Origin of the sequence: Streptomyces sp. NPDC002055 (assembly GCF_040296705.1) — a bacterium.
Taxonomy (GTDB): Bacteria; Actinomycetota; Actinomycetes; order Streptomycetales; family Streptomycetaceae; genus Streptomyces.
The window spans coordinates 19,895-46,246 of the sequence record NZ_JBEOXS010000043.1; the positions used below are offsets into that span (position 1 = coordinate 19,895).

General features: G+C 70.4%; 23 protein-coding genes and 2 pseudogenes. 16 read left to right on the forward strand and 9 right to left on the reverse strand.

All coding sequences use genetic code 11. The features are described from left to right. Positions 1 to 16: 16 nt before the first annotated feature. Both ABT112_RS24390 and ABT112_RS24395 read right to left on the reverse strand, forming a co-directional pair. Positions 17 to 3,439, reverse strand: coding sequence for a tetratricopeptide repeat protein (locus ABT112_RS24390; RefSeq protein ID WP_351512924.1), 3,423 nt, complete (start codon positions 3,437 to 3,439; stop codon positions 17 to 19). Positions 3,440 to 3,529: 90 nt separating this feature from the next. Next, entirely contained in the window at positions 3,530 to 3,859 is a 330-nt protein-coding gene (locus ABT112_RS24395) for a trypco2 family protein (protein ID WP_351512926.1), read from the reverse strand. Positions 3,860 to 4,372: 513 nt separating this feature from the next. On the opposite strand from ABT112_RS24395, the gene ABT112_RS24400 reads away from it, so the two are divergent. From ABT112_RS24400 to ABT112_RS24425, 6 genes are all read left to right on the forward strand, one after another. Continuing rightward, positions 4,373 to 5,146 carry a hypothetical protein gene (locus tag ABT112_RS24400; RefSeq protein ID WP_351512928.1) on the forward strand — a complete coding sequence of 258 codons (774 nt, stop codon included), beginning with the start codon at positions 4,373 to 4,375 and terminating at the stop codon, positions 5,144 to 5,146. Positions 5,147 to 5,261: 115 nt separating this feature from the next. After that, the gene (locus ABT112_RS24405) at positions 5,262 to 7,043 is read left to right on the forward strand and encodes a type IV secretory system conjugative DNA transfer family protein (RefSeq protein ID WP_351512930.1); all 1,782 of its coding nucleotides are present in this window, start codon (positions 5,262 to 5,264) and stop codon (positions 7,041 to 7,043) included. Further along, entirely contained in the window at positions 7,040 to 7,276 is a 237-nt protein-coding gene (locus ABT112_RS24410) for a hypothetical protein (protein WP_351512932.1), read from the forward strand. The genes ABT112_RS24405 and ABT112_RS24410 overlap by 4 nt, the downstream gene beginning before the upstream one ends. Then, positions 7,273 to 9,060: a DnaB-like helicase N-terminal domain-containing protein gene (locus tag ABT112_RS24415; protein ID WP_351512934.1), complete on the forward strand. Its 1,788-nt coding sequence runs from the start codon at positions 7,273 to 7,275 to the stop codon at positions 9,058 to 9,060. Before ABT112_RS24410 ends, ABT112_RS24415 begins: the two co-directional genes overlap by 4 nt. 1 nt (position 9,061) lies before the next feature. Further along, a complete protein-coding gene (locus ABT112_RS24420; protein ID WP_351512936.1) occupies positions 9,062 to 9,184 on the forward strand; it encodes a hypothetical protein in 123 nt (40 codons plus the stop codon). Positions 9,185 to 9,539: 355 nt separating this feature from the next. Then, positions 9,540 to 10,088 carry a GNAT family N-acetyltransferase gene (locus ABT112_RS24425; protein WP_351512938.1) on the forward strand — a complete coding sequence of 183 codons (549 nt, stop codon included), beginning with the start codon at positions 9,540 to 9,542 and terminating at the stop codon, positions 10,086 to 10,088. Between the two features lie 290 nt (positions 10,089 to 10,378). Here ABT112_RS24425 and ABT112_RS24430 read toward each other — a convergent pair whose 3' ends face one another. From ABT112_RS24430 to ABT112_RS24440, 3 genes are all read right to left on the reverse strand, one after another. Further along, entirely contained in the window at positions 10,379 to 11,614 is a 1,236-nt protein-coding gene (locus tag ABT112_RS24430) for a serine hydrolase domain-containing protein (RefSeq protein ID WP_351512940.1), read from the reverse strand. A 148-nt stretch (positions 11,615 to 11,762) separates the two neighbouring features. Continuing rightward, a complete protein-coding gene (locus ABT112_RS24435; protein WP_351512942.1) occupies positions 11,763 to 12,152 on the reverse strand; it encodes a DUF1048 domain-containing protein in 390 nt (129 codons plus the stop codon). Between the two features lie 2 nt (positions 12,153 to 12,154). Next, positions 12,155 to 12,484 (reverse strand): PadR family transcriptional regulator, encoded by a 330-nt coding sequence (locus ABT112_RS24440; RefSeq protein ID WP_351512944.1) that lies wholly within the window; start codon positions 12,482 to 12,484, stop codon positions 12,155 to 12,157. Positions 12,485 to 13,015: 531 nt separating this feature from the next. Here ABT112_RS24440 and ABT112_RS24445 point away from each other — a divergent pair. Together ABT112_RS24445 and ABT112_RS24450 are read left to right on the forward strand one after the other, a co-directional pair. Continuing rightward, positions 13,016 to 13,579: pseudogene (locus ABT112_RS24445) on the forward strand (arsenic resistance protein); the annotation flags it as partial. Continuing rightward, positions 13,572 to 13,984: pseudogene (locus ABT112_RS24450) on the forward strand (arsenate reductase ArsC). The pseudogenes ABT112_RS24445 and ABT112_RS24450, both read left to right, overlap by 8 nt. Positions 13,985 to 14,074: 90 nt before the next feature. Here the strand turns inward: ABT112_RS24450 and ABT112_RS24455 are convergent. Both ABT112_RS24455 and ABT112_RS24460 read right to left on the reverse strand, forming a co-directional pair. Then, positions 14,075 to 15,337: an MFS transporter gene (locus ABT112_RS24455; protein ID WP_351512945.1), complete on the reverse strand. Its 1,263-nt coding sequence runs from the start codon at positions 15,335 to 15,337 to the stop codon at positions 14,075 to 14,077. After that, positions 15,334 to 16,488 carry a PLP-dependent cysteine synthase family protein gene (locus ABT112_RS24460; protein WP_351512947.1) on the reverse strand — a complete coding sequence of 385 codons (1,155 nt, stop codon included), beginning with the start codon at positions 16,486 to 16,488 and terminating at the stop codon, positions 15,334 to 15,336. Before ABT112_RS24460 ends, ABT112_RS24455 begins: the two co-directional genes overlap by 4 nt. Before the next feature lie 1,670 nt (positions 16,489 to 18,158). On the opposite strand from ABT112_RS24460, the gene ABT112_RS24465 reads away from it, so the two are divergent. Further along, entirely contained in the window at positions 18,159 to 18,602 is a 444-nt protein-coding gene (locus tag ABT112_RS24465; RefSeq protein WP_351512949.1) for a hypothetical protein, read from the forward strand. 459 nt (positions 18,603 to 19,061) lie between these two features. Continuing rightward, on the forward strand, positions 19,062 to 19,295 hold the full coding sequence (locus tag ABT112_RS24470; protein WP_351512951.1) for a hypothetical protein: 234 nt from the start codon (positions 19,062 to 19,064) through the stop codon (positions 19,293 to 19,295). Here the strand turns inward: ABT112_RS24470 and ABT112_RS24475 are convergent. After that, on the reverse strand, positions 19,279 to 19,911 hold the full coding sequence (locus ABT112_RS24475) for a LysE family transporter (protein WP_351512953.1): 633 nt from the start codon (positions 19,909 to 19,911) through the stop codon (positions 19,279 to 19,281). The two genes, ABT112_RS24470 and ABT112_RS24475, sit on opposite strands and share 17 nt — an antisense overlap. Positions 19,912 to 20,553: 642 nt before the next feature. On the opposite strand from ABT112_RS24475, the gene ABT112_RS24480 reads away from it, so the two are divergent. The 6 genes from ABT112_RS24480 (at position 20,554) to ABT112_RS24505 (ending at position 25,146) form a co-directional block, all read left to right on the forward strand. Beyond that, positions 20,554 to 21,165, forward strand: a complete 612-nt coding sequence (locus ABT112_RS24480; protein ID WP_351512955.1) for a DUF4913 domain-containing protein — start codon at positions 20,554 to 20,556, stop codon at positions 21,163 to 21,165. Then, a complete protein-coding gene (locus ABT112_RS24485; RefSeq protein WP_351512957.1) occupies positions 21,162 to 21,941 on the forward strand; it encodes a glycosyl hydrolase in 780 nt (259 codons plus the stop codon). The genes ABT112_RS24480 and ABT112_RS24485 overlap by 4 nt, the downstream gene beginning before the upstream one ends. Then, positions 21,938 to 22,414 (forward strand): hypothetical protein, encoded by a 477-nt coding sequence (locus ABT112_RS24490; protein ID WP_351512959.1) that lies wholly within the window; start codon positions 21,938 to 21,940, stop codon positions 22,412 to 22,414. The genes ABT112_RS24485 and ABT112_RS24490 overlap by 4 nt, the downstream gene beginning before the upstream one ends. Continuing rightward, positions 22,411 to 23,079 (forward strand): hypothetical protein, encoded by a 669-nt coding sequence (locus tag ABT112_RS24495; RefSeq protein WP_351512961.1) that lies wholly within the window; start codon positions 22,411 to 22,413, stop codon positions 23,077 to 23,079. Before ABT112_RS24490 ends, ABT112_RS24495 begins: the two co-directional genes overlap by 4 nt. A 167-nt stretch (positions 23,080 to 23,246) precedes the next feature. Then, positions 23,247 to 24,092 carry a winged helix-turn-helix transcriptional regulator gene (locus ABT112_RS24500; RefSeq protein ID WP_351512963.1) on the forward strand — a complete coding sequence of 282 codons (846 nt, stop codon included), beginning with the start codon at positions 23,247 to 23,249 and terminating at the stop codon, positions 24,090 to 24,092. A gap of 115 nt (positions 24,093 to 24,207) precedes the next feature. Next, complete coding sequence (locus tag ABT112_RS24505) at positions 24,208 to 25,146, forward strand: SPDY domain-containing protein (RefSeq protein WP_351512965.1); 939 nt, start codon at positions 24,208 to 24,210, stop codon at positions 25,144 to 25,146. Positions 25,147 to 25,227: 81 nt separating this feature from the next. Here ABT112_RS24505 and ABT112_RS24510 read toward each other — a convergent pair whose 3' ends face one another. After that, a complete protein-coding gene (locus ABT112_RS24510) occupies positions 25,228 to 25,980 on the reverse strand; it encodes a tyrosine-type recombinase/integrase (protein WP_351512967.1) in 753 nt (250 codons plus the stop codon). Between the last annotated feature and the right edge of the window lie 372 nt (positions 25,981 to 26,352).

Consider the following 26,352-nt stretch of genomic DNA (forward strand, 5'->3'; position numbering starts at 1 on the left):
TGCTACCGATTGGGAACTACTGCGGAAGGGCTTCGAGCCAGGTTGCGACCTCCAGGGACTGCTTCAAGTCGGACTGGAACCGCTTAGGGTATGCCTCGGCGAGCCTGCGGCGGATCCGGATGGCTTCCTGGATCGCGGCCAAGGCTTCATCCCGCCGTCCCACCTCACCCAACCGGACCGAGAGGGTGTTGAGGGAGGTGGCCAGGTTGGGCAGATAGGCGTCCGGATTCGCCTCGGCGAGCTCCCGGCGAATGCGGATGGCTTCCTGAATCACAGCCAAGGCTTCCTCCCACCGCCCCACCTCACCCAACCCGTTGGACAGGGTATTGAGGGAAATGGCGAGGTCGGGGAAGTGTGCGTCCGGATTCGCCTCGGCGAGCGTGCGGTAGTGGCTGACAGCTTCCTGGACCGCGGCCAGGGCTTCCTCCTGTTGCCCCACTTTCCCCAATCGGACGGCGAGGTTGTTGAGGTACATGGCGAGGTTGGGCAGATAGGCGTCCGGATTCGCCTCGGCGAGCTCCCGGCGAATGCGGATGGCTTCCTGAATCACAGCCAAGGCTTCCTCCCACCGCCCCACCTCACCCAACCCGTTGGACAGAGTGTTGAGGGAGGTGGCGAGGTTGGGCAGGTAGGCGTCCGGGTTCGCCTCGGCGAGCGTGCGGTAGTGGCTGGCGGCTTCCTGGACCGCGGCCAGGGCTTCCTCCCGCCGGCCCACCTCATCCAACCGGTTGGACAGGGTGTTGAGGGACATTGCGAGGTCAGGCAGGTAGGCATCCGAGTCCGCCTCGGCGAGCGCCCGGCTGATGCGGATGGCTTCCTGAATCACGGCCAAGGCTTCCTCCCGCCTCCCCACCTCACCCAACCGGACCGAGAGGGTGTTGAGGGACATGGCGAACCTAGGCAGGTGGGCCGGTTTCGCCTGCGCCAGCACGTGGTAGTGGCCGGCGGCTTCCTGGACCGCGGCCAGGGCTTCATCCCGCCTCCCCGCCTCACCCAACCGCAAGGAGAGATTACTGAGGGACATGGCGAGGTCGGGCAGGTAGGCGTCCGAGTCCGCCTCGGCGAGCGCCCGGCTGATGCGGATGGCTTCCTGAATCGCGGCCAAGGCTTCATCCCGCCGGCCCACCTCACCCAACAGGCTGGAGAGGTTGTTGACGGAGGTAGCGAGGTTGGGCAGGTAGGTGTCCGGGTTCGCCTGCGTGAGCGTGCGGTAGTGGCCGACGGCTTCCTGGACCGCGGCCAGGGCTTCCTCCCACCGCCCCGCCTCTCTCAACCGGACGGAGAGGTCGTTGATGGCCATGGCGAAGTTGGGCAGGTAGGTGCCAGGGTCCGCCTGCGCGAGCTCCCGATGGCGGCCGGCGATGGTCCGGGCGAGGCGGACGGCGGTGCCGGCGAGGCGCCGGCTGGAGCGGGGGAACCGAGCGCGGAGTCCGTCAAGGTCGTCGGGGGTGGTGGTGAGGTCGGTGGTGAGGGTGTCGAGGGCGGCGATGAGAGGGGCGGGGTGGCCGCTCTTGACGGCTGTGGTGATGATCTGGTCGGTAAGCCGGGGGTGGTGGCGTAGGCACAGGTCGGTCAGGCGAGTGTCGAGCCGGTGGCCGAAAACCCGGTGGGCGGCGGCGCGGCTGTAGACCGTCAGCAGCTGTTCCTTCTGGGCGTCGTCGGCGCCGTCCAGGAGATGGTCGGCGAGGTCGGGGTCGGTGTCCAGGACGCGCCCGATGTGACGTTCGGCGAGGCGGTCGGGCTGCAGCGCTCCCCACGGCCGGTCCGGGGCGGTGGCCGGGTAGAGATCGCCGATCCAGGCGGTGACCGCGTCGCGGCGGTCACGGGTCTGGTCGGCCAGGGACGGCAGGCGGCGCCAGGTGTCGTCGGCCTGGCGGCGGTCCGGTGCGCCGGTCAGGTGAGCGGCGGCCAGCGCCCCTTCCAGCGTGCCCAGGGACAGATGAGGTGTGAGACCGCGGGCGATAGCGCTACGGTGCCAGTAGCGGTGTTCGTGGCCCAGCAGCCGGTCCTCCACTTCCCATGCCTCCTGACCCGCCGCACCGCCCGCGCCTGGGCCGGCCGATACGGGCGTGGTGGTGTCGAGGAGATCGGCCAGGGCGGTCATGTGGAGGGTCAGGGCGTTGCCGTACCCGTCCTGCTCCAGCCGTGGCAGGGGCAGCGTGGCTGCTGCTGCCTGCCAGTCGTACTCGGCCAGGCCGTGGACATCGGGCAGAGCCGCGGCCAGGGCGCGGGCGGCGACCCGGTAGGACTCGGGCCGGTGGGCCGGGTCTGCTTCCAGCGGGGGCAGCAGGTAGGCGGGGGCGGTGTCGAGGTAGTCCTGGGCAAGGCTGGTGGCGGTCTTTGCCCTGGTCCACCAGTCGCCGTCGGTGCGGGCCAGCAGCAGGATCTTCAGTGCGGTGGTGCCCGGATGGTCGGCGGCGGCCTCGGTCAGTGCGGTGAGCTGCGCGGTACGGTTCTCTGCGTAGTCGAGCAAAATCAGCAGGGGCTTGGAGGCGTGCCGCACTTCTCGCAGTTCGGCGGCGGTGGCGTCGGCCCTCGGCCACAGGACGGCCCACCGGTCGGTCGCCAGCAGCTGGGCGAGGTGGTGGGCGAGACGGGTCTTGCCCTGCCCGCCGGCCCCGTGCAGCAGCCAGGCCCCGAACCCGCCCGACACGCACCACGCCTGCAGGCGTTCCAGCAGATCCTCGCGGCCGTGGAAGGGGACCGTCTGCCGCCCGGACTGCAGCAGGGCCGCCGGTGACCTGAGCCCGCCCGGCGGTGCGGTGACCGCAGGGTCGGCCAGGTCCTGGAACTCCACGCCCTCCAGACCGGCCGGGGCGGCGCCATGTTCGGCCAGCGCGGCGCGGAACGCGGGGTCGTGGTGGAGGACGTACGCGGGCACGACGTTCAGCTGCCCGTGGGCGGAGTGCGCACGGTCGGAGGCCACCACACCGGCCAGCAGACGATCGCAGAACATCGCGGCCCCCGACAGGCCGCCCCACGGCGAGGTACCGGGAAGCGACCACTGCGGAGGGTGCTGGAGCAGGTCCATCACATACTGGTTCCCGGCGAATCCGCTGCCCGGATTCACCCGCCCCTCCAATTGGGTGGCCTCCACCGCCCGACCGGCCGCCGGATCGTCCCCCGAGCGCTGGGCCACATCCGGCACGCCCCAGGTCTCGCATCCCGTGCCGGGCCGGTCCGTCACCATGCGGCCCCAGCGCACCGCGCCCACCGGCGCCCGCCAGTGCGGGTCGTCGTCGACAAGGACCAGCGCGGCGTCATCACGCCCGCCCGGCGTCCCGCACCACACCACCACCCCGCCCAGCGCGCTGTCCCCGCCGGGGCGGAACACCTCAACCCGCTCACCACTGCGGGCCGCAACATGCGCGGAGGTCAGCACCAGCCGCCCGCCCACCGCATACCCCGAACCCGGATACCCCGATCGGGACACCCCCACCAGACGCGCCCGCTCCACCCGACCCCCAAGCCCTACCGACAATCACCCGCCCCGACCGGGGACGGCGCTACCCGGCGGCGCCCTTCCCGCTCAGTCAGCGATACGCCCCGACGTGTCCCCAGGACCTACCGGCCGACCGGGCGCACCGCCCACCAGCAGGTCACCGCCGTGCACATTCCTGGGCGTCAACGTGAATGCCACCCGGTGCGTACGGCCACGTGACACCCCGGCCTCGGTCTCCGCACCCACAGCCCACAGCCTGAACCCGGCCTTCGCCTTCGCATCCGCCCGCAACTCGACCTCGAACTCCATATTCACCGGCCCCACCGCGAACACCACATCCGGATGGCTCCCGCCCACCGCCGCCGCGATCAACTCGTCCCGCATCGCCGTCACCGCTTCCACCAGCGGAATATCCACCACACCCACCCCGATCCGACACTCCGTCACATCACCACTTAAACCGTAAGACCAGCACCCCACACCCCGCAGCCGAACCCGCCAAACCCGCACCACAGACAGCCACCACCAAGCCTGCTGCCAGGCCTGGGTCAAACGGCGCACCACCAGTAGAGCGGCCACGTGCCGCTCGGCCCGCCAACGGGTCCGCGGCCGACAACCGCGGGGCCCTACCCGCTTCGCCCTCTGCACCCCGACGCCGACCCCGATGGCCCCAGGCCGTTCCCGCTGACGCTCGTAGCACCGAATTGCGGCGCGGCCAAACCGGCCGATCCCTGGATCCTCATCTCACCGCGGCCGGACAGCGCACGGTCCCAGCACGCCTGCCAGGAGCTTCGGCCGCACGCCTCTTCGCTGCCTTCGTCCCCGGTCGCTGACCGCCTCCCGCCTCGGAGAACCTCATGTCCCGCACCAGCAGAACCATCCCGGCCCTCGACCGCCCCTGTCTCCGAGCCAGCACCGGATGGATCAGCCATGCCCACCCCCGATCACGATTCGCTTCCCAATGTCGCAGTCGGCCGCCACCCCGACTACGGCATCGTCGCCGTGAACCCCAAGCACCTCGCAGCCAGCGCATGGATGCTGAAGGGATTCGGCTTCCACCCCGTCCCCGACCACCCGACGCTCTTCGCACTGGCCGATCAACAGCGTGATGGACAGGGGCGCGTCTCCCGGGCCGTCGCGCTGCTGCGCAAGGCCGGCTACCAGGTCGACGTGGATACCGCGTTCGACCCCTCACTGGCCCCCGAAGCGGCTCCTGCCCGTGACCGGCCCACGCGCATAGAACCCGACGTCGCGTTCGCCGAGCATCCGCAGCTCGGCATCGTCGCAGCCACCGATGACCGCACCTCCGCGCTCGGCGGTCGACTCATCCTGGAAGAACACGGCTGGCGGCATGACCCGACCCTGGACATCTACATGCTGCCCATCACCATCGACCGCAGCGAGGCCCTGGGGAAGGTCGCCAATGCCACGCTGTTGATGCACCGATCCGATCTCCAGATCGCGGTCCAGCCCGCCCTCGCCCAGGACGTAGCAGCGCGCCGCCGACCTGCACCCGCAACGGCCTCGAGCCACGGGCGAGACCAGGGCTTCACCACCCGCACATCCCCCATCAGCACCGCCGCACTCGCCGTCAGCCCGGCCCGTGCCGACCTCCCGGGCACGGCGCCAGCTCCCGCGCCCGCCACCTCTGCTGCGGCGACCCGGCCGGTAGACCCACGCATCGCGTTCTCCCGCACCCGATAGCCCCCCGACTGCCCACTCCCTTCCTGGAGAGGAGGCGCCTCGATGTCCAGCAGAAGAGCGCCGCGCTCCCCGCCCCCGTCCTCCGCCTGCGCTCACTTTCTCAGGACCCACCACCATGCCCGCACCGCGTACCAGCGCGCCCTCGACCACCACAGGGTCGGACGCGCTCCTCTACCTCCTCTTCGGCATCCTCGGCCTCGCGCTCGCCTTCGGTTCGCTTGCCTGGCTCACCGGCAACATCATCAACTCTGCGCTCGGCAGCGGGCCTTGGGCCCCGTTTGGGGCCACCGACGCGCTGCTTCGCCCCGAGGCGCTGTGGCCGCACCTGGGCCCGACAGCCCTGCTGGTCGGCGCGCGGATCGTCCCCGGCCTGCTGTCCGTCTGCCTCACCGTCCTCGGCCTGGTGCTGTGGATGCGGCTGCGCGGCGGCGCGCAGAACGGCCTCGCCGGGAAGTCCGACCTCGCCCCGCTGCTGGACAAGCAGATCACCGCCAAGGCCAGGAGCCTGCGGCCGTCCCTCCGCGGCCGGGAGTGCAAAGAGGTTGCTGCCGCTGACCGCGGCGTCCTGCTCGGCACCCTCTCCCGGGGGCGGGCCAAGGTCCGCGCCTCCTGGGAGGACGTGATCGTCGCGATCATGGCTCCGCGTAGCGGTAAGACCTCCGCACTGGCCATCCCCGCGATTCTCGCGGCGCCCGGCCCGGTCCTGCTGACCTCGAACAAGGCGGCGAACGATGCCTTCACCGTGACGGTGGACGCTCGCGCCGAGGTCGGCACGATCTGGACCCTCGACCCCCAGCAGATCGCCCACCACCCGCGCGAGATGTGGTGGGACATCCTGGCCGACGCCCGCGACCTGGCCGGGGCAAAGCGGCTGGCCGGGCACTTCGCCACGGCGAGCGTGGACGAGTCGAACGGCACCGACTTCTGGTCCACCGCCGCGTCCAACACGTTGGGCGCGTTGTTCCTGGCTGCTGCCAGCCACCGGCGGCCGATCACCGACGTCTCGGCCTGGCTCGCCTCGCCCGCGGACCGCACCCCGGTGGACCTGCTCACCGAGGCCGGCCACGAAGCGGTCGCCGCCCAGCTCCAGGGAACCGTCTCCGGCGCGACCGAGACCCGCGACGGCATCTTCGAGACCGCGCGGCAGTACGCGAGCTGCCTGCTCGACCCGGAGGTCGTTGCCTGGGTCACCCCCAGCCCGGACCTTCCCGAGTTCAAGCCCGCTCGCTTCGCCTCCTCCTGCGACACGCTGTACCTGCTCAGCAAGGACGGCGGCGGCAGCGCGAGCGCGATCATCGCCGCTGCGGCCGACGCCGTGATGCGCGCCGCGGTGATCGTCGCCGAGCGCTCCGGCGGACGGCTCGACCCGCCCGCCCTGTGCGTGCTCGACGAGGCCGCCAACGTCTGCCGGATCTCCGATCTCCCGGACCTCTACAGCCACTTGGGCTCCCGGGGCGTGATCCCGATGACGATCCTGCAGTCCTACCGTCAGGGGCAGCGGTGCTGGGGCGATGCCGGGATGGACGCGCTCTGGTCCGCCGCCACCATCAAGATCGTCGGTTCCGGTGTCGATGACGCCGACTTCGCCGACCGCATCAGCAGGCAGGCCGGTGACCACGAGGTCCAGACCACCTCGGTGTCGATGAGCGGGGGCGGCAAGTCCACGACGGTGAGCATGCGTACCGAGCGGATTCTGCCGCCCGATGTGATCCGTGCCCTCCCCAAGGGCATGGCGCTGCTCCTGGCCACCGGCATCCGGGTTGCCATGCTCAATCTGAAGCCCTGGTACAAGGAGCGCTCCGCCAAGGTGATCGGTCCGGCCTCGGTCCGCGCGACGAAGGCCATCACCGAGCGGGCCCAGGCCAAGACCCGTGACGACTTCGGGCAGGCGGCATGACTGCCCTCCCGTCCCCGGCGCGCTCCGAGCACCTCGCGCAGTCACCGGCCGTGCGCCGCGACGGCCGGTGGTGGCTGGTCGCCAAGTCCGGCTCCATCGCCATCACGGACCCAGTGTTCACCGGCCAGCTGAACCGCTTCGCCACCGCGATGGCGGCGGCCGACCAGGCGGTCGCCGGTCTCCGCCTCCAGCAGGACCAGCCTCCGGCTCCCCCTGGCAGGAGGCGGCGATGAGCCCGCTGCTGGAAGCCGAGCAGGCGGTGCTCGGCGCGGTCCTGCTCGACCCCGGGCAGCTTCGACAACTCGGCTGGCTCGCCCCGGAGCATTTCCACCGCCCCGTGCACCAAGCCTTGTTCACGGCGATGCGCAAGCTCCACGCCGACCGCCACCCGGCATCGGCGGCCGAGACCTCCGTACCGCTGTCGTGGGTGACCGACACGGTGGCGGAGGCGGGACGGCACGTCCGAGGGTTGACCGCGTCGCACGCTCACACCCTGATCTCCGCGTGTCCGCGCCCCGGGCATGCTCCCGTGTACGGGCGCATGGTGCTGGAGGGCGCGATCCACCGCAGCGTCACCGCGCACGCGATCCGCCTGCATCAGGCTGCCCGCGCGGACGCCCTGCAAGGAGAGGTCGAGGGAGCACTGCGCTACGCGGACGTGCTACGCGATGTGCTCACCGAACTCGCACGACGGTGGGGCACCGAACCACGCCCGGTCGCCCCTGGCACCCCGTCGGCCCCCAGTCCGGCCGCCGCCCCGCCACCCGGTTGGGCAAAGGGCGCCGAGGAGGAGCAGCTCCTTCTCGGCGTCCTGGCCGAGCGGCCGAGGAACATGGACGAGGTGGTGGGCTGGCTGCGGCCGGCCGACTTCGCCGACCCCGCCCGCGGGGAGGTCTATCGGTGTCTCGGCGCACTGCATCACCGGGGCGAGCCCATCGATCGGATCACCCTGCTCTGGGAGGCCCAGCGACGCGGCCTGCTGGCCGACGGCACGCTGTCCAGCGACCGGCTCGCCGCCATTTGTGACGGTGTGGGTCCTGGCAGTGCCGAATGGCTGGGCGAGCAGGTGGTGCGCTCCTCCGTCACCCGCACCGCGGCAGCCTCCGCGCGTGCCATCCGGGCTCTGGCGGAGGATGAGGCTCTGGCCCCCGGGCGGCTCATCAATCACGCCCTGCACGCGCTCGGTCCGCTCGACGAAGTGCGCACTCGCTGGCAGGCCGCGAACGGCCGTCCCGCTCCGACGCCCCCGGCCCCTTTGCCGAACGGGCCCCCTCTGCGCAGGTGCACGCCGCTCTCGCCCGCAGCACGCCACGCCCGGTCGCGCCGCCGGTGCCCCGGCCTGGCTCTGCGCCCAGGGCGGCCGCCGTGCGACCACCCTCTCGCGGCCACGGCTGAACCCTCCCCCTGCACTTGCCCGTCCCTCTTCATTGGATTCACCGTGACCAACACCCCTGTCTCCGACGCCCTGGCTCTGCGTGCCACGGCCTCAGCCTTCGATGCCCAGCGCGGCAAGCTGCCAATACCCGGCAACCCCCACCGCTCGCCGGACAGCGTCGTCGTCGCCAGGCAGATCTCCGAACTCGGCCAAATGATGACCGACTTGGGCGACGAGATCCTCCTCCGCGCTGCCAGCCAGGACCGGGAAGCCCACACTGCGCGGGTCATCACCAGCTTCGCTGCCGCTGTCGGCCCTGTCGGCGAGGCGGCTTCCGCTCTCGGGTCAGTGGCCCGTCAGCTCTCCTTCCTGGAACAGACCGAGCACCTCCACGACCGGCCCGACGCCCGGGAGGCGCGAGAAGTGGCCACACTGGTGATAGGGAACGCGCTCGGCATGGCGGACAGGGCCCTACGCGAAGCCGCCGACTCCCTTCACGCCGCGCCGGCGACGGTTTCGCCGCCCTCCGTGCGGCTTCGGGCCGCCCGCAGCCGTTCAACGTCCGCAGCTCCCTCTCCCGCCCCGCCTCCCGCTGCTACCCCGGCAGCAGTTCCCCTGGACCGGATCGCTCGGAGCCGGTGACATGGAGACCACCATCGCGCGCCCTCCGCTGATCGGCGCACTCTGCTCGGAGTACGGCGGACTGGACCTCGGAGTCCTGGCCGGCTTCGGCGGCACTCTGGCCTGGCACGCAGAGGTCAATTGAACCGCCCGGACGCGGACGCGTACTTCGCCAAGGTCATCCGTGACGCGACTCCCTCGTTTCGGACAGGCCGAGCCGATGCGATGTGTTCTTCGACTTCCTGGAGCTGCGGCACCGGGCTGAGCTCCACCGGTCGACGAGGCGGCTGGTGGAGTGCCCGCTCGACCGCCCTGTTCCAGCTCACCACCGAACTGCCCGCCGCGATCCTCACCCGCACCCTCGGCATCGACATCACTCGCCATCAAATGGCAGCAAGCTGCAGCCGGAAACTGGGGCGTCTACTTAGCCGAGATCAGCCGCCGAAACTCAAAAGCCTGACCTGTACCCGATGTCAGACCCCGCTGACATGCTGCTTCTCATGACAAAGCCCGAAAGCATGTCGGACCTCGCCCAGATCACCAGCGCCCACGAGGTCACTCCCGAACTCCGACGCCAGCTGATCGACTGCTGGATCGCGGTCACCAACTCGGGCGGCGCCGCAGGATTCCCCTTCCCACCCGTCCAAGTCAACGACGTCGCGCCAGTCACGGACAAGCTCCTCGGCCGTCTCCACCCGCAACACAGCCGACTCATCACCGCCAGATTCGACGACCTTCTTGCCGGATGGGTTGTCCTCAACCGCGACCCCTACAGGCTCGTCGGGCACTGGGGCACGGTCAACCACCTTCAGACCCACCCAGAATTCCGCGGACGCGGCGTCGGCTCCGCCCTCATGCGTGAGCTGCGGAAGGTAGCCCGCGGCGAACTGGGGCTCGAACAGCTCCATCTCGCTGCCCGGGGAGAAGAGGGGCTGGAGGACTTCTACAGCCGACTCGGATGGCGCGAAGTCGGTCGCTGGCCCGGGGCTCTCCGCCTCGCGCCCGACGACACCCGGGACGAGGTCCTCATGCTCCTCGATTTCCTCTGAGCGCTGCGGCATTCCGGGAGTTCCAATACCTGACTCCACTACATTACATGCACATCGCACGCACATCGAAGATGCCTGGACAACCGCCCATCAGCGCGCCGAGACTCGGCGGAAAGGACTGAGTCCGACGCCGAGATCACCCACGTCCAGACGACCGCCGGGACGCCAGCCGCCCGGCTGGCCGTCGCCTGGCCGCCGTCCACGCGGCCCGGGGCGAGTCGATCCGGCCCCTGCGGCTGGAGGATGTGGACTTTCCCCAGGACCGCATCACCATCACGTGGCGGGCGGTTTCAGTCGTCGATTGCCTGGTAGAGGGTGGTCCAGAAGTCGTGCATGGCCCGTGCGGAGTCCGGGGTGGACATGCCGGTCTGGGTGAGGAGGATGCCGACCAGCTGGTTTTCCGGATCGGCGTAGGTGGTGGTGCCTGCTCCGCCGTCCCAGCCGAACTGGCCGACGGGCGCGTAGTCGCCGCGGTGGGTGCGTACGGCCATGCCGAAGCCCCAGCCGCCGTGCTGCCCCGTGCCGTGTGCCAGATGAACGACGTTCCGCGCCCAGGCTTCTCGGGCGGACAGTTGCTCGGGGGTGAGCCGGTTGGTGGTCATCAGTTCGACGGCGGGCCGGGACAAGATGCGCTTGCTGCCGTGCGTTCCGTGGTTGAGCAGCATCCGGAAGTAGGCGTGGTAGTCGTCGGCGGTCGAGTCGAGTCCGCCACCGCTGGACGCGAACGCCGGAGGCGTGCTGTGGTGCCCGCCTTCGGCGGGGTCCTCCACGGTGAACTCGCCGGTCTCCGGGTCGGGCGCATACAAAGGAGGCAACCGGTGAATCTTGTCGGCGGGCACGTGGAACCCGGTGTCCTTCATCCCCAGCGGCTCGAAGACGCGCTCGCGAAGGAACCTCTCGAAGGGCTGGCCGGTGACCCTGGCCACCAGGACCCCGAGCACGTCGTCGCTGACGTTGTACAGCCACCGCTCGCCGGGCTGGTACATCAGCGGCAGAGTGCCCAGGCGGCGCATCCACTCGTCCGGGTCCACCGCCGGGAGCAGCCATCCGTTCTCGCCGTAGACCTCCCGCTCGAAGTAGGCGCCCATCATCGGGGAGCCCATGGCCGTCGTGTCCAGCCCGAGCCCGCAGGTGGAGGTGAGCAGGTCCCGTACGGTGATCGGACGCCGCGCCGCAACGGTGTCGTCCAGCGGGCTGTCGGGCCGCTTGAGTACCTGCCGTCCGGCCAGTTCCGGCAGCCACGCGTCTATCGGGTCGTCAAGCCGCAGCCGGCACTCGTCCAACAGGACCATCGTCGCGGCGACCGCAACCGGCTTGGTCGTCGAGGCCATGCGGAAGATGGTGTCCCGCCGCATCAATGGGCCGCCGTCGTGGCGCATCGTGCCGATCGCTTCGACATGGGTTTCCTCGCCCCGGCCGACCAGGGCGACGAGTCCGGGAATCTTCTTGGACTCCACGTGCGCTTCCAGTACCTCGCGCAGGCGGCGCAGTCCTGCTGTGGAGAAGCCGTTGTTGCCGTTTCCCATCATGAATCTCCTTGCACGCAGTGGTTGGTCTCGACGGTGCCGCGGCTATGCGGCGGGAGGCGGCCGCGGGGGAGGACCGCGCGGCCGCGTGGTGCAGACAGGCAATGAGGGTGTGGCGATCGGCGCCCGAGAAGGCGCTGCGGTGTGATCAGGCCGTGGTGTCTTCGGTCCCGGCCTTCATGCCGGCTGCGCGCTCGATGTCCTCGGTCAACTGCTTGCGGGCGCTGGCGGGAACGTAGCCACCCTCCGAGTAGTTCTGGGCGAACTCGTCGGCGAACTCCACCGGGTCGTCCCCGACGATGCTGCGGATCGGTGTGCCGTCTGCCGCGGCCTGCTCGAACAGGTCGGCCAGGTCCTCGAACATCGCGGCGTTGCTGTCACCGTCGGTCGGCACGAAGTGCATCAGGTATCGCTCGATCGCCTTGATGGCCGTGCGGTGGCTCTCAGGCAGCTCCTTGACGCGTCCCTTGTATGCCCGCCAGCGCTTCTTGGGCCCAATCACCTTCATGAGGAATCCGTTCTTCTCGTCACCGGACATGGCTAGTTGCCCCTTTCGCGGAGCTGTTCCAGTCGTTCCGAGAGGAAGCGCCACGTCCTCCAGAACTCTTCGAGGTACTCACGCCCCTGAGCGTTCAGGGAGTGCACCTTGCGCGGCGGCCCCTTCTCGGAGGGCACCTTCTCCACGTCGACCAGGCCGCGCTTTTCCATCCTCAGAAGCAGCGCGTAGACGGTGCCTTCGGCGATGTCGGGGAAACCTTGCTCCCGCAGCCATGCAGTGATCTCGTAGCCGTAGGCGGGCCGGCCGGACAGGGACGCGAGGATGAGGCCATCCAGGGTGCCCTTGAGCATCTCCGTCAGCAGCTTGGCCATGGGGCACCTCCTTCCCGGGGTATTCAGTGTTGCTGAGTACTGGTACACAGTAACGCTGACTACCAGTACTTAGCAAGAAGGAATAGTGGACTGGTCGGGCGTACTACCCTCGCCCGCCTCCCTCGCTCGACGCACCTGACCCGGTCTGCCGCCTGTCGGACAACGACGACAGGGGCCGCAGGCGTCCAAGGAACCGGTGCCATCCGGGCCTCGGGGCCTGCAACTCCTCGTCGCCGTCAGCGAACTCCAACGCGGCCGCCAGCGAAACCGACCTACGACGCGCTGCGCGCCGCCGAGGCCAAGGGCAGCAAGGGCGGGCAGCGCCCCGCCGTCCCCGCGAGGAACGACAGCATGCACGCCCGTACCTGGAGGGCCGATCCATCGCCGCGCTCGCCCGCGACCTACGGCGCACCGGAGACTGGGCGACGGGGCCCCTGGACGACGCTGCAGGAGGGCTCGACAGCATCTGCCGCGGGTCGCTACACGAATCACGAATAGTGCATGGATCGAATACTGCCTCTTCACCAGTAACAGACCACGCTCGATGTGTCGGTGTGGGAGATCGCCCGCTCCGTCCTCATCTTCCTCGGCGTCCCGCTGCTGGCCGGGTTCCTCACCCGCCGCCTGGGCGAGAAGGCCAGGGGGCGCACCTGGTACGAGGCGAAGCTGATCCCCCGCATCGGCCCGTTCGCCCTGTACGGGCTGCTGTTCACGATCGTCGTACTGTTCGCCCTCCAGGCAGACGCCATCACCTCCAAGCCCTTGGACGTCGCCCGGATCGCGCTGCCGCTGCTGGTGTACTTCGCCGTGATGTGGGCCGGTTCCATGGCCGCCGGCCGCGCGGTCGGCCTGGACTACCCGAAGTCGACGACGCTGGCGTTCACCGCCGCGGGCAACAACTTCGAACTCGCCGTCGCCATCGCCACCTTCGGCGCCACTTCCGGCCAGGCCCTCGCGGGAGTCGTCGGCCCGCTCATCGAGGTGCCGGTCCTGATCGACCTGGTCTACGTCGCCCTGGCCGCCCGCCGCTTCTTCCCCCAGCCCGCACCGACGATCGGACCGGCCGCCTCCCCGGAAGGTTCCGCCCGTGTCTGAGCCCAAGCCGTCCGTGCTGTTCGTGTGCGTCCACAACGCCGGCCGCTCGCAGATGGCCGCTGCATTCCTCACCCACCTCTCCGAGGGCCGGTCGAAGTCCGCTCCGCCGGATCCGAACCGGCCGCCGCCGTGAACCCCGCCGCCGTTCAGGCGATGGCGGAGGCCGGAATCGACATGTCCGCCGAGACGCCGAAGGTGCTGACCGCGGAAGCGGTGAGAGCGTCCGACGTGGTGATCACCATGGGCTGCGGCGGCACCTGCCCCGTCTGCCCCGGCAAGACATACCTGGACTGGAAGCTCGACGACCCAGCAGGCCAGGGTATCGACGCCGTACGCCCCATTCGCGACGAGATCCAACGGCGCATCCGTGGCCTCCTGGAAGACCTCAACATCCAGCCTCGATAGCAGGGCTGTGACCTGCGGAGATGCCTCAACCGTCGGGCGCGGGCCGACAGGATGGTCCGGTGGCCCGCGCCCGGATGGTGGGTATGCAGGTCAGGCGAGAGCGGGTCCCGCCGCTGGTGTGGTGAGCCGTCCGGTGCGCGCCAGGGCGAGGACCGCGCTCGCGCATGCCCCGCCGGTCAGGGTCAGTACTGTCCACACCAGCCACAGCGCATGGTTGCGCTGGGCGAAATCCCACAGGGCACCGGTGGCCAGGTTGCCCAGGGTGATGCCGATGCCGGAGACGGTGTTGTAGAGACCGTAGTGGGTGGCGACGAGGCGGTCGCCGGACAGGGAGACGACGGTGTCCATCTCGAAGGGGTAGACGATCGCGCTGCCGGCCGACAGGGCGACCACCGCCGCGGCCAGGGCGGCCAGCGCCATCGCTCCCGGGGCGGCGTTGCCGCTTGCGGAGGTGAGAGCGAGCGGGGTGAACGCCAGGCCCATCAGGGCGAGGCCGCGTACGAGGGCCTGATGACCGCTCCAGCGGGCTTTCGCCCAGCCGGTCAGCCGCAGCTGTCCGGCGACGGCCACCGCGGCGGAGAGGACGAACAGCAGGCTGGTGGCCTTCGTGCCCGCTCTCCCGAACGCGTCCTCGGCGGCCAGGGGCAGGGCGAGGTAGACCTGGAAGGCCAGCACGTAGGAGCCGATCATCGCGAGGGAGAACAGCAGGAACGGCCGGTTGGCGACGACCTCCCGCCACTGTGCCAGCACCCCGCTCTCGCGTCCGGCGCTGTCGGCGGGCCGTCGGGCGGGCAGGGACCGAGCCTGCAGTACGGTCAGCGCGGCGAAGATGCCAGCGGCGACCAGGCAGACCAGGCGGAAGTCGGCGGCCAGCAACGCCAGGCCGACGAGGGGGCCGGCCAGCATGCCGGCCTGGTAGTAGACGTTGAACGTCGCGAACGCCTCTACTCGCCGTTCGCCCGCCTCGGCGGCGAGGTAGGCGCGTACGGCCGGGTTGAACAGGGCGCCGGCGAATCCGGTGGCCGCCGAGGCGATGACAAGGACGGGCAGGCTGTCCACGATGCCGAGCAGGGCGAATCCGGCGGTCCGCAGCAGGCATCCGGCCATGATGGGTGCCTTGTAGCCGAAGCGGTCGGCGATCGTGCCGCCGATGAGGAACATGCCCTGCTGGGAGAAGTTGCGCACGCCCAGAACCAGGCCGACCGCCCACGCGGCCAGGCCGAGTTCACCGGCGAGGTGGGCGGCGAGGTAGGGCATGAGCATGTAGAAGGCGAGGTTGATGGCGAACTGGTTGGCCATCAACAGCCGCACCGCGGGCGGGAAGCTGAGCGTCGAGGTCCACAAGCGCTTCACCGGGCCGCTCCCGTCATGCTCGCTGTGCCCGCGCCGACGGTTCGCGCGTCGGGTGACGGGTCCAGGACGGTTGCGCACTTCGTCCACCGCGTGACGGTCCGCTCGTCGGGGTGGGCGATCTGGTCCGGGTCGTCGGCCGGCTCGCATCCCAGCAGCTGGTGCTCCTGGCACCAGGCGTCGTCGAAGACGGTGCCGGCGTAGCGGTGCGGGCCGTCGGGGAAGACGGCGGCGATCCGGGCTTCGGCCGGCAGGGTGGCGGACAGGTGGCGAGCGACGAGGGCGACCGCGCCCACGCTCCATCCGCCGCTCGCGTAGCGGGAGCGGGCCAGGGCGCGTGCGGACCAGACCGCTTCGCCGGCGGCGACCCAGTGGACCTCGTCGAACAGGGTGTAGTCGACGTTTCGCGGGTAGATGCTGCTGCCCAGCCCCCGCATCAGCCGGGGTGCCGCCTGCTGGCCGAAGATGGTGGAGCCTGTCGTGTCGACGCCCACTACCTTCAGGGAGGGGAAGAAGCCGCGCAGGATCGAGGCGACGCCGGCCGAGTGGCCGCCGGTGCCGACGCTGACGACCAGGGCGTCGATCCGGCCCAGCTGGGCGACCAGTTCGCGGGCCAGGCCCGCGTAGGCGCTCACGTTGTCGGGGTTGTGGTATTGGTCCGGGCACCACGCATCCGGGTACGCCGACAGCAGTTCGGCAACGCGGTCGCGGCGGGCCTGCTGCCAGCCGCCGACCGGGTGCGGCTCCGTGACGGTCTGCACGTCCACGCCGTAGGCGGTGAGCAGGCCCGACACCAGGGGTTCCATGCCGGGGTCGGTGACGACGGTGACCGGGTGGCCGTAGACGATTCCCGCCAGGGCCAGGCCCAGCCCCAGGGTGCCGGAGGTCGATTCCACAATCCGTGCTCCGGGCTGCAGGTCGCCGCGCTCGCGGGCGCGTTCCACCATGTGCAGGGCGGTGCGGTCCTTGATGCCGCCGGGGTTGTGGCCTTCGAGTTTGGCCCAGAATCCGCGCCCGGCGACGGTAAAGGGCTCGCCGACCCACAACACAGGGGTGTCACCGACCAGGGAGGCCGGGGTGTGGGCGCGTCGGGTGGCGCCGGTCAGCAACTGGGCGGGCGCCAGGGTGAAAGAGGGCATGAGGGATGAGTTCATCGCACAGGTCTCCTGCCGGCCGCCGCAGCGCCTGATCACAACCAGGGTGGCGGGGCCGGGGTATGTCGAGGCTGAACCGTTGAATGGCGATGGCGCCGCTCGGCGCGCGACCTGATCGCGACCGGCGGCGGGGCCCGCTCAGGTCCGCCAGACTCCCAGCGTGGCGCGCGTACAGCTGTGCTCCGACGGGGGCCCGCTGCCTTCGGCGCCACACGGTGCCCGGCCCTCTGCCGGTCGCCACCAGGCGCCCCCCACAGCCCCGAGGAGCCAGTCGTCGGCGGTGGGGAGTGCGGGCGGATCCGTCCGGGGGCCTGCCGCCGCCGGCTCGTCCACCCCGGTGCATCCCGCTTCGCCGCCGCGGTCGCACACTCCCGCAGTGGCGTCCACGACGTCCGGAGGGGCGGAATGCGCGTGGAGGACGCCGGGCATGACGGCAGTCAGCGAGTCGGTGCGCGGCAGCCCGGTGGTTTGCGGGCCATGGGCGCAGCCAAGCAGGTGCAGCAGCCCGGCCAACACCGTGACCAGCACCAGCCGGCACAGAACAGGCCGGGGCACACGAAGACCCGCCCACCTCAACACAGGGCGAAGAGTACTCGATCAGTTGCATAAAGTGCTTGTTAGCGGGTGGTGGGGCGGGCTTGTGTACGACGGGCGGGTGACCAGCACCCGCCACGGGAACGCGCGCACCGGGCGTGGGTTTGCAGTGCTGGCTCCGCGTCAGCCGACCGTGATGAGGCTCCTTGAATATGGCTCTGTCCGCAGTTCCGTGAATCCCCAGGTCAGGGTCGGAAACGAGGGATCGTTTCAGCAGCGTGTTTCCTGCCGTGGAGAGCAAGACGGTTGAGACTGTGCTGTTTCCCGGGATCGATGTGCGAGTAGAGCGCGTCAGCGACTCCTCCGCCGTCCTGATGGTGAAAGCGGTGTCCATCGGTCGGCCGGGCCGGTGCCCGGACTGCCGGAAGCAGGCCAGACGCGTGCACAACACGTATCAACGAACCTTGGACGAGAAGCTGTTGGGCAACCGTCAGGTTATGGTGCGGCTCCGGGTACGGCGGTGAGGCGGTCCGGTGTCACGGTCACTCCCGCACTATGCCGCCCAGAGCTTGCCCCGTAGGCCTCTTCGCCGGATTGCACGTGCCCACGTGCCTACATGACGATCAGGCTCGACCCGCGGAAGAGCTGCCAGGACCCCGGGCCCCGAGTACGCCCGCGGCCTCCCGGACGCCGACCCCCGCTCGGAGTCGTACGTCATCGAGCTGCTGCCCGAGCTGACCCGCGGCCGCGGCATCAGCGCGGTGTACCGCTACTCCCAGGATCTCGACTCCGCGCCGATCCTCTGGCTGATCGCCGGACCGTAGCCGTGACCGGCGCGGGTGACGTTCTCCGCAGACGTTCGGCGCCCGCTGCCCCTGCCCTGTTCCTCGGCACACAATCCCCCATACCATCTCAGTACCCACCAACGTGCGGGGGAAGGACGGGGAATGCAGGCTTCGGAGTTAGCCGCAGCAGCGGTGCAAGTGCTGACCGGAGGTGCGCCGGTCTCGGCCGAGCAGAGGTCAGCAGTACACGAACTGGTCTGGGGCCGACTTGGGAGAAGCACTCTGGGGGCCTCCGCATTAGCCCGCCTGCACGAGCAGCCCGGCGAGGGATCAGCGAGCATTGTCGGCTCCGTGCTCGCCGACGAATTGCGGGCGGACCCGGACTTCGCTGAGCTGCTGCTCAGAGTCCTCCGTCCGCTTCCCACCCCACCGGCGCACACCACCACTCCCCAGGGCGCTGCCACGGGCCCCCCACCACTGTTTCCGCCCCCCATTCCGACTGCCGCTCCAGCCCCCGTCGCCCCAGATGCGGCCGAGGTGAGGAAGGTATTGCTTCTGGGGTTCCCACAGGTGCTCCTGGCCTACGTCGTCATCTCCATTGCAGCGCAGTTGGACTGGAGGGCGGCAAGGGTCCTGCAGGTCGTCATCCTGCTCGCTTCAGCCGGCCTGGCAGCCTACGGGGTCTGGCGCGGCAGCCGGCTTCTCCTGCGCCGCACACGCAGCCCGCTGCTCATTGCCGGAACAGTGCTCAACGTGCTTCTGCTGATCAGGTTGTTTCTTTGGCTGGTGGGCTGAGCTCTCCGCCAAACACTGCGGCCCGTGGTGTGCCGCACCAACCCCAGGGCATCGTAGTGCCGGAGCATCCGGGTGCTCACCCCAGGGTGGGGCACGCGTCGCCGGGACCTGCCGCTGATCGCATCCTGCCCCTGGCTTCCCACCAGCCCGCGCCACCACGGCCGGACCAGGCTGGCTGTCACCCGGACGGTTCCCCGCTCCGGAAGCCCGGCAGGAGAGCCGTGCTCCGCCTGGGCCGGGTGTGAGGACCCCTGCGAGGAAGGCTTGGGCCCTCAGCGTGCTTCCCCGGGGGACGGGCGGTGCACGCCTGTCCCGGACAACGACCCCGGCCGCGGCGGGGACACGGGCCGCCGCGCCGCTGCCCCAGGATCCTGCCCGGTGCTATTGCCCGGGGCGGCCCCGGCGCGGGATCCTGGGGAGGGACGTCTCGGCGTCCTAACCGGTCGGGAGGCGCTGCCGATGCCGAATCAGCGGCCCCGTGGATACCGGCCGCGGTGGCGGCCCCGCGCCCGCACGCGCGAGCTGCTGACGGCCGTGGACCGGATCCTTGCGCGCTGCGCCGCGCAGCTGCCGCTCACCAAGCAGACGGTGGAACTGCTGGGGATGGCCCGCCGCTCGGGCCGCATCCCCTGGGGCGCACTCGATCTCCTCGGCGTTCACACACAGCGGGACTTGGTCATGGCGCTGAGGTGAGAAGGCGAGCGGCGAGTGCGGCGATCAGGGCACTGGAAGCCAGAGCGGTGACGAGCCGGCCTCGACTGCCGGTCAGTGTGCGGCCGAGCAGTGCTCCGCCACCGGCGAGAAGCAACTGCCAGCTGGCGGATGCTGCGAAGGCCGCGAGGACGAACACGGCCTGTTCCAGGCGGTCTGGAGCCGCTGTGCTATGGCTGCCGAGCACGAGCGCCGCGAAGTAGATCACGGTCATGGGGTTCATCATTGTGATCCCCAGCAGCCCCATGTAGGCACGTGCGGGAGTGAGGGGGACCTCGTCGGTCCGGGCTGTCGCCTGTCGAGTGCGGTACTGGCTGATCGCCGTGACGCCGCTGCGGGCCGCCAGTGCGATGAGCACCAAGGCTGAGACCCACCGCAGGGGAACCATGACCGGTTCGATTGCAGGGACGAGCGCGGAGCCTCCAAGCGCGGCGATCAGCGCATAGAGGCCGTCGGCGGTTGCGACACCCAGTGCGGCACAAACACCGATCTTCAGAGACGTCCGGGCTGTCAGAGCCACCAGATATGTCGCCACAGCTCCCACGGGCACAGCGATGCCGTAGCCGGCGAGGAGGCCCGCGACCAGGGCGGCGATCACGAGTGTACGAGCGTCGGCCTTCGCAGTCGGCCAGGCTGCTGCCGGACTCGCACCGGTCGGACGGTGGAGGGCAGCGGCAGAAGGGCGATAGTGGTGGTCATGGGCAGATCTTGGGGGCATCGCGACTGCCCGAACAACTCATTTTCGAGAGTGACATCGAGCCTCGGCCTCCGCCGAGTCGGTCGGGGTCTGGCAGCCCGGGCAGATCACCCCGGTCGGACGGCCCTCCTGCCACTGGAACGCGGCCGAACTCCGGGTCGCGGCCGAGGACGGCGGTCAGTTCGTCGCGGACCTCGTGATCTGCATGACCGGCACCATGACCGAGCCGGGCATCATCCTGTACGGCGAGGACCACCTCCGCAGGGTGCTCCGGACCGGCCAGGCCGAGAGCCTCGGGGCGATCGAGCAGCTGCCGGTGGGCACGCGCTGCGTGCCCACCGTGGGAGGGCACTCACCGCGCTCGACATCGGCTTTGTTCACCAACAGTCCGCATGGGCCGTGCAGTTGTTGGCACCGCCGTTCCCGCGTTGCCCGCGCTGCACGACCGTGTAGCGCCTCTACCGGGTTTTCCCGGCCGGGCCAAACCGCGGTTTCTCCGCATCCTCTGGGGCATGTCGCCGTCTCACAGATGGAGCAGGCCCCATGTCCGACACCAGCCCGACCATCCCTGACCTCGATCCCGAGCCGTTCCGCGTCCCCGACGGGGACCTTGATGACCTCGCCAGCACCCTCGCCAAGACCATGGCCGAGGTCAGGCAGCACGGCGTCATCCTCGACCGCCTCGGCTCCGAACCGGCACCCGAACCCGCTGCCAGCCGACCGCCGGACGACGCTCCGGCAGCCGAGGCGGCGGACCCCGGGCAGGCAGACGGCCCCGCTTCGGTGTTCATTCTCGCCTTGGGCGGGGAGACGTATGCTGCCGAACTTGCCGCCCTCAGCGACTGGGTGAACCACCTCTTCCTCCCGGTCTACGGCCGGGAGATCAGCACGAGCCGTCCGTGGTGCGCGCAGTGGCACGAACACCCCGAGGCCGTCGCCCGGCTCCACGCGCTCTGGCTCGCCTGGCAGCAGTTCACCGACACGGAGGCCGGCCTGTCCGGTCCGTCGACCTGGCACCGCGACCACCTGGACCAGACGCTGGCGCACCTGCGTGCGCCCGACGGGCCCTTCGCTGCCTGTACGACGAGCGCGAAGCGCCCCAACCATCGCGTGCTGGCCACCCCGGCACCCGAGCAGACGGTGGTGACGGCGTGAGCGATGTCTTCGACTTCGCCCTCGACGCTCTCTCTCCGGCCGACGACGCCTCCGAGGAGGCGATGGACACGTTCTGGGCCGGTGACCTGACGGTGCTGGCCCAGCACCACACCGCGCCCAACGGCTCCCACAGTTTCGTCCTCGCCCACGACCGGTCGGTCACGTGGGGGGTACCCGGCGAGCCGCAGCTCGTTACGATCGCGGTCGCACGAGATCTCAGCCGGTCCACGTTCACGTTCGAGACGAGCTACCACGCCACGGCGTCCTTCGCCCAGAGCTGGCTCGTAGAACGTGGCTGCCCGCCCGAGCGGATTGCTCTTGGCGGTGGTGACTACGTCAAGCCCGCCGACGGCCTCACGGTCCAGGTGGAGCAGCAGATCCGGCAGTCGGGCACGCGCTACGAGGTCCTCGACACCTGCGCCTCGGACTACGACCCGAGCGAGACGTGGACGCTGGCCCGGGCCTCCCGCGCCTCTCAGGCACCGGTTCGGGTCTTCCACGAGGAGTGGGACCACGACGCCGCCACGTACACGATGCGCGAGGGCGCCTTCGCCGATGTCGGTGCCGCCCAGACCTGGCTGGAGGAGCGCAGTGGTCCGTTGCCCGAGCCACCGGAGTACAGCGATCACGACGGCGCCGTCGTCCGGGCCCGCATCGCCCGCATTGCGCTCGCCCGGTCGGCCGGTGCCTCCGGGATGCCGAAGGCCGGCCTCGACGCGCCCCGCACGGCCCCGGCGGAACCGGTCCAGCGTCCGGTACAGGGGAGGCTGCTGTGAGCCGCGCCCGCTTCGCCTTCGCTGCGCACCCCGACGCCATCGCTGACCTGCGAGAACTTCCCGACGATATACGTGACTTGGCTCTGCTGGAGCTTCAGAACCTGGTTGATGGGAGTAACGACTGCCTGCCGTTGAAGGGCCGTCTTGCCGGCTTCCACAAGGTCTACGTCGATCCCTCCGTCGCCTACCGGATGATCATCCAGTTCCGCGCGGCCCCGCCGACCTCGGACCACAAGCGCGAGATCTACCTCGTCGCCGCCGGCAGCCGGAAGGACTACGCGGTCTATCGCTCGGCCCACCTGCGCACCGGTCCCCGACAGGACGTCGAAATCGACTCCGCCACCGAGGCCCGCGTGCAGGCCGCCCGGTCCCGCTCGCCACTCGCCGTAGACCAGCCGACAGCGGGCCCGGCAACTCCTCCAGCAGCGGCATCGCCCCCGGCTGCTGCTCCCCGAAAGGTTCCCCAGCGATGACCACCGACCGCACCCCGCTGACCCGTACCGAGCTGGCGGACCTTCTCACCGATGCCGCGCAGAGCGTCTCCGGCATCCTCACCGCCGAGTACCCGACGGCCGCTGGCCGCTCCTACCTACACCCCGTGCTGGGTGCACTGTCCACCGGGCCCCGGGTGGTCGGCGAGCTGAACGACCGGCTCGAAGGATTGGTGTCCGCCGAGCCGCGCCCGGCCACCCCGGCGGGCCTGTTCGCCCTGGCCTCCTACGCCTCCGCGCTGGGGTGGCTCACCGAGTCCTTCGCCGAGCTGACCGCCTCGGTCGACGCGATCTGCACTCGCGCGGGCATCCCCACCGAGCCCAGCAACCCGGTCGTCGCCGCGTCCGATGGCGCCGAGCGGGACGACGAGTTCGACTTCGCGTTCAGCGCGCTGGAGCTGGCGGCGATCCGCACCGCGGCTGAGGCCGCCGGCCTCGCGCCGGACGACTACGTCAAGGTCCTGTCCCAGTCGCTGCTGGCCGCCTCCCGGATCACCGACGCCTGCATGGAGATCTCCAGCGGCCTGCTCGAAGACGCCGCGTACATCCGCGGCGCGGCGTCCGATCACGTCTGGATCGGTGACGGCCCGGACAGCCTGCCCACCCTGGTGCGTTCGCTGCTTGCCCGGATGGATGCTGCCGAATGAACCCCTGCAACGCCTCACCGCGAGCTAGTGCATCAGGGCTGGCGCGACCGCAGCATCCGCATCAGCAACCCCGCCTCGGCAGGGTGCTGCAGACGCTCCGCGCGAGCACGCCGCCCCCCGGCCCCAGCGAATAGCTGAAAACCCTTCCCCATAAGGGAGTTCGCCCCATGTCCACCCCCATGCTGTCCTCTGCCGCATCCATCGGTTCGGTCGATGCTCAGCGCGTCGAGGACGCACTCTCCCTGATAGCACCGAAGTGGACGACCTGGTCGGCGCAGACCCTGGCGCAGCAGGGCCATCCCATGCGTGTGCACGAGGTCGCCGCCGGGCTCCCCTTCATCAGCGAGCAGCTCGTCACCAAGCGGCTGGCCGCGATGTACGTTGACGAGCTGGTCACTCGCGTCGGCGACCGCCACGGGGCTCCGTACCAGCTCAGCGCACTCGGTGAGTCGCTGGCTCCGGTGCACCGCGCTGTGTCGGACTGGTCCCTGGCCAACCTGTCGCTCGGCGAAGTGGCCGGAGCGGAACGGGTCGAGGACGCCGTGCGGCGTCTGCATCTTCGGCATTCGACCGCCGTGATCCAGCTCCTCGACTCGGGCGGCCCGATGCGACTCGTCCACACCGCGGAGGAGGCCGGTCTGGGCAACGCCCTCACCCGGGACCGACTCAAGCGACTTCAGGCCGACGGCTTGGTTGCCCGCACAGGCCCACGCTACGGCGCTCCCTACGTCCTGACCGATGCCGGGCGTGCGCTGGGCCCCGTCTACTCGGCCGTCTCCCACTGGAGCAACCCCACCGCCGCACGGAGGAACTCGTCGACTCCGATGCCCGTCGCAGCGGCGGCCACACGGCCCCATGCCAGCGACCCGCTGGGGTCGGACAGCGGCCGGACCGCGGCGGCCCTGCGCCGGAGCGCTACCGCGCCGAGTGCCCTCTTCAGCCATGCCCCGCAGCCGCAACCGCGGGTGCCGGCGGCCGTGACCGCCCAGTCAGCCCCGGGTCTGGGTCGGTGACCGTCGTGACGCTGAGAGCCAGCCGCCTCTCCTCATTGACCGGCGCCCGCGTGCAGTCCAGCAGTCTGTTCCGCTGCACGCGGGCGCGTTCTCCCCCACGCCCCGGAGCTTCGACATGCACACCCCTGATGACCCGCACCTCTACGAGGAGGTGCTGGTCAGTCCCATGTACTTGGCCGGTTCCAACGGGATCGGCGACGCCGGCTTCGCGCCCGTCGCCCACTGGCCGCACCACTACCTCGACGATGGGCCGTGTCAGCTCCTCGTCACCTCGCCCGACCAGCGGATCAGGGTCGGCTGGTTCGGCGATGACTTCGAGCTGTGGAGGATCAGCGCGGCCACGGAGGCCGCCTCAGCAACGCGCTGGACGGCCACCTTCAACCACGTCACCCCGGCCGAGATCGTCGCCGGCCTCACCACTGCCCTGGCCCACGACTACGCCGAGGCCGACGCCTACGACAGCAACGGACGCTTCCTGGCGAACCCGTCGATCTACTGGGCAGACGCCGTTCGGCCGCTGACCGACGCCGGCTGGAAGCGCGGCGTCCCCACCACGCCCGGCACGGTCGAGATCGTCGCCCCCGACGGCCAGGCCGGCGCCGTAATCGACAGGCGCAGCTACGGCCCGGATGACGAGACCGTCACCCTGTGGGCCGGTCCACCGGGCTGGGGCACGCGCGCGGAGGCTGTCTTCACAGCCCGCGCCCCGTCCCACTTGATCGCCGCGACGGCAGACGCCATGGCCGATTCGGCCCCGGTGATCCGTGAGCGGCATCAAATCCATCGCGAGATGGAGCACCTGGTCACGCTCACTCCAGTCGGCTCGGCCTCACCCCAGACCTCTCGGGCACCTACCCCACTCGACGTGCGGCGCACCGCTGTCACCCAGGCCGTCCACCGCGCCGCACGCGCCCCGCGGACTGCCGCGGAACTCCGCGTCATGGCCGCCCGCAGTCGCACCGCGACTTCGACACGGACCGGGTCGCCCAACCTCCCGCACGCGACCATGGCCAGGACACGGCTCAGCCCGTCGGCTCCTCGCCGCAGCCGCTGACTCCCGCCCCGGACCGGGGTATGACCGAGATACGCGTCATAGGGGCAATGGGATGACCTTGAAGTCCTGATGCCCTCGGACTCACCTGTGACGGCGGGCGGCGGGGTCGCGTTCGGCGACGTGCCGGGCGACCGCGTCGACGCCGGGGCGGGCGTACCGCTCCAGTGAGCGGACCGAAGCGTGGCGGGAGCGGGCCAGGAGCATCGGGGTGGAGGTGCCGCCCTCGGCGTCGTGGGTGAGCGCGGAATGGCGGAGTCGGTGGAGTGTCCAGCCGTCGAGGTCCTCGATGTCCTCGGGTGAGGCGAGGGGGTTGGCCAGCAGCCGGGTGTTCTCCTCGAAGATCTCCTCAGCCCGCCGATACGACAGCCTCGCCCGCCCGGTCTCCGGGCACACGTCCAGCGTCGGCGTCCCGGCCGGTGCCTTGCGGCCGGTGAGGAACAGCGGGCCACGGGCGCGGCCAGCGATGAGGCGGGGCAGCAGCTGGGCTGTGCCGGACTGCCAGTGAATTCGCCCGCGCTTGTCACCTGGGTGCAGGGCCTCAACATTCAGGCACAGCACCTCATCCGCCCGCGCGGCGGACTCGTAGAGCATCTTCCAGCACGTCTTCTCGCGCAGCGCGACGTCCAGGCGCCACAGGGCGGCGATCTGGTTCTCTGCCAGGGCCTTGGTGCGGTCCGGCGGTGCCGGCCGCCGCTCGATGCCGATCGTCGGGTCGCCTTCGATCCAGCCCTGGCGCTGCCACCAGCCGATCGCCTTGCGCGCGATGGACAGCTCCCGGTTGACGGTGTCGGCGTCCATCTCGTCCGCCCGCGCCGCCGCCAACTCGGCCAGCACCTGCAGCAGCGCCGGGTCGTAGATCGCGGCTGCCGGGAAGAGGGGCGGCTTCGCGCCGCGGCGGGCTGGTCCAGTCGGCGCGGGTTCGCCGGCGAGTATCCATCCCCACGTCGTCAGCGAGATCCGGTAGATCCGCGCGGGGACTTCGCGATGTCCGCGACGGTGAGGTACCGCTCGACCGCCGCGGTGTACGACGACGGCGGGGCCGACAGGGGCACCACCCGAGCACGCGGCAACCGCAACGAGCCCCCGCCCCCGAGTTCGGTCACTGGTTCGATCGTCACGCCCGCCCCGCCCTTCCGGCACTGCCACAGTAGATGCGTACACCTCACCCCGGCGGGCGGAACACTCCGCCGCAGGTCGCGATGATCA

Coding starts and splice junctions, on each gene's coding strand:
- ABT112_RS24400 (WP_351512928.1), top strand. CDS start 4,373: ATGCCCACCCCCGATCACGATTCGCTTCCCAATGTCGCAGTCGGCCGC.
- ABT112_RS24405 (WP_351512930.1), top strand. CDS start 5,262: ATGCCCGCACCGCGTACCAGCGCGCCCTCGACCACCACAGGGTCGGAC.
- ABT112_RS24410 (WP_351512932.1), top strand. CDS start 7,040: ATGACTGCCCTCCCGTCCCCGGCGCGCTCCGAGCACCTCGCGCAGTCA.
- ABT112_RS24415 (WP_351512934.1), top strand. CDS start 7,273: ATGAGCCCGCTGCTGGAAGCCGAGCAGGCGGTGCTCGGCGCGGTCCTG.
- ABT112_RS24420 (WP_351512936.1), top strand. CDS start 9,062: ATGGAGACCACCATCGCGCGCCCTCCGCTGATCGGCGCACTCTGCTCG.
- ABT112_RS24425 (WP_351512938.1), top strand. CDS start 9,540: ATGACAAAGCCCGAAAGCATGTCGGACCTCGCCCAGATCACCAGCGCC.
- ABT112_RS24430 (WP_351512940.1), bottom strand. CDS start 11,614: ATGGGAAACGGCAACAACGGCTTCTCCACAGCAGGACTGCGCCGCCTG.
- ABT112_RS24435 (WP_351512942.1), bottom strand. CDS start 12,152: ATGTCCGGTGACGAGAAGAACGGATTCCTCATGAAGGTGATTGGGCCC.
- ABT112_RS24440 (WP_351512944.1), bottom strand. CDS start 12,484: ATGGCCAAGCTGCTGACGGAGATGCTCAAGGGCACCCTGGATGGCCTC.
- ABT112_RS24460 (WP_351512947.1), bottom strand. CDS start 16,488: ATGAACTCATCCCTCATGCCCTCTTTCACCCTGGCGCCCGCCCAGTTG.
- ABT112_RS24470 (WP_351512951.1), top strand. CDS start 19,062: ATGCCGAATCAGCGGCCCCGTGGATACCGGCCGCGGTGGCGGCCCCGC.
- ABT112_RS24480 (WP_351512955.1), top strand. CDS start 20,554: ATGTCCGACACCAGCCCGACCATCCCTGACCTCGATCCCGAGCCGTTC.
- ABT112_RS24495 (WP_351512961.1), top strand. CDS start 22,411: ATGACCACCGACCGCACCCCGCTGACCCGTACCGAGCTGGCGGACCTT.
- ABT112_RS24500 (WP_351512963.1), top strand. CDS start 23,247: ATGTCCACCCCCATGCTGTCCTCTGCCGCATCCATCGGTTCGGTCGAT.
- ABT112_RS24505 (WP_351512965.1), top strand. CDS start 24,208: ATGCACACCCCTGATGACCCGCACCTCTACGAGGAGGTGCTGGTCAGT.